The organism is Aquibium carbonis (assembly GCF_003970795.1).
Classification (GTDB): Bacteria; Pseudomonadota; Alphaproteobacteria; order Rhizobiales; family Rhizobiaceae; genus Aquibium; species Aquibium carbonis.
The window spans coordinates 1-1,978 of record NZ_RWKW01000160.1; the positions used below are offsets into that span (position 1 = coordinate 1).

Here is a 1,978-nt window from a genome sequence, read left to right on the forward strand (position 1 = left end):
CGCGCGGCGCCACCGGCCGCCGTGGCCGCAGCCGAAACCGCCGTGGAGGCTCCGCAAGCGGTTGCGGTGGCGGCCCTCGTGCCGGTGCCGACGCTTCGCTCCCAGGTGACCGGAGAGACGTCGCCAGTGCGTGCGGCCGTGGTCTCGCCGACCGCTTCCGAAACACCCCCCGCGCCGGCCGCGCCGGCAGAAACCGTCGCGGCGCTTGCGCAGACCGCGGCTCCGGCGCCGGTGGTTTCCGTCGGCACATCCGATCTCCAGCTTGCCGCCTTCGCGCCCGTGCCCGAACTGCGCCCGGGGACCGGTCCGATCGCGGAGCTCATCGCGGCCATGCCGCCGCCGCGCGACTCCCTGGCGACACAGGGTGAAACGCAGGCGACGCAAGGCGACGAGCGTGGCGAAGCGGCTCGCGCTTCGCAGCGGTCCGCGATCCTGGCCGCAGCCGGCAAGGTGTCGCCAGACAAGGCGATCGCCACCAACGTGCGCACCACGGCCAAGGCCGCGCGCCCGGGCCCCCAGGACGCGCCCGCTGAACGCAAACCCGTCGTGATCCCCGTCGACAGCATCGCTGCCCAGTGGGCGCTCGAGAAGGCTGGCCGCCTGCAACGCTCGATCGCCAGCGCCAAGGAACCGTCTCTCGCGCACAAGGCGATCCGGTCGGCACCGACGCAGGTCTACACCTCGGGCTTCGCGCCGGTGGTGAGTGAGCCCGATCCGCGCCGTTTCTCGGGCAACGCGGTGACGTTCCTGTCCGTGGCGAAGTTCGAAGCGACGAACTGACGTCCATCCGTCGCCGAAGCCCGCTGTCCGCGCCGGGCTTTTCCTCTTCGCGGCGTCCTGAGCCGCCGGGCTCAAGCCCCGGCGGCGGCGACGGCCTTGCGCGCGAGTTCCTCGATCGCGACCCAGTCGCCCGCATCCACCAGTTCGTCCGGCGCGACCCAGGAGCCGCCCACGCAGATGACGTTGGGCAGCGACAGATAGGACGCGGCATTGGCGGCGGTGATGCCGCCGGTCGGGCAGAAGCGGACGCCGGCAAGCGGCGACGACAGCGCCTTCAGGAAGGCCGCGCCGCCCGCCTGCTCGGCCGGAAAGAATTTCAACAGCGCATAGCCTTCCTCCGCGGCCGCCATGATCTCGCTCGGCGTGATGGCGCCGGGCAGAAGCGGAGTGTCCGAGGCGCGGGCCGCGTCGAGCAGTTCCTGCGTGGTGCCCGGGCTGACGATGAAACGCGCGCCGGCATCGACGGCCTGGTCGTACTGACGCGCTGACAGGATGGTGCCGGCGCCGATGATCGCTTCCGGGACCTCGGCTGCGGCAATGCGGATCGCATCGAGGGCGTCGCGGGTGCGCAGCGTGATCTCGATGGCGGGCAGGCCGCCTTTCGCCAGCGCCCGGGCCAATGGGGCGGCATCGGCCGCGCGTGCGATCTTCAAAACGGGGATCACCGGCTGGCCGGTCATGATCGGAAGGAGCTTGTCGGCTTTCTGCGGCATGGCGGCGGTGATCCCTCTCTGCGTCCGGGCCCGAGCGTCTCGCTTCGGGCTCCTGTCCTTCGTCCTGTCCCCAACCCGAAACCGCCGCTCTTGCGGGAGCCGTGCCTTCGCGTCACGACCCGTATAGCGCATCGAACGGCGAAGGCGAAAGGAAGCGCCGGGGAAAACCGGCGGGGTCAGCCCCGCCGCAGCCAAGAATCGATCGCCGCGACGATCCGGCGCCACAGGGCGGTCTCCGACCGGTGCGCCTCGGCAGCGCTGATGGCGGCCAGGGTGCGCGGCCCGGCGATGCCGTCGGCCGTCAGCTTCGAGCGACGCTGGAAGGCCTTCACGGCGGTCTCCGTCGCCGCGCCGAACCGGCCGTCGACCTGAAGCGGATGGCCGAGCGCGGTCAGGCGGCGTTGCAGATCGAGCACGGCGGCGCCTGCGCTGCCGCGCCCAAGCGCTGCGGGAGCCACGCCCGCCACCCGTGGAGATCGGAAGAG

The 1,978-nt window shown here is 72.0% G+C and carries 2 protein-coding genes and 1 pseudogene; 1 reads left to right on the forward strand and 2 read right to left on the reverse strand.

All coding sequences use genetic code 11. The features are described from left to right. Positions 1–780: pseudogene (locus EJC49_RS25110) on the forward strand (hypothetical protein); the annotation flags it as partial. A 71-nt stretch (positions 781–851) separates the two neighbouring features. On the opposite strand, the gene EJC49_RS25115 reads toward EJC49_RS25110, so the two are convergent. Both EJC49_RS25115 and EJC49_RS25120 read right to left on the reverse strand, forming a co-directional pair. Continuing rightward, the gene (locus EJC49_RS25115) at positions 852–1,493 is read right to left on the reverse strand and encodes a 2-dehydro-3-deoxy-phosphogluconate aldolase (RefSeq protein WP_126702664.1); all 642 of its coding nucleotides are present in this window, start codon (positions 1,491–1,493) and stop codon (positions 852–854) included. A gap of 176 nt (positions 1,494–1,669) precedes the next feature. Continuing rightward, positions 1,670–1,978, reverse strand: a 309-nt coding sequence (locus EJC49_RS25120; protein WP_245453561.1) for a peptidoglycan-binding domain-containing protein, incomplete at its 5' end; no start/stop codon positions are given.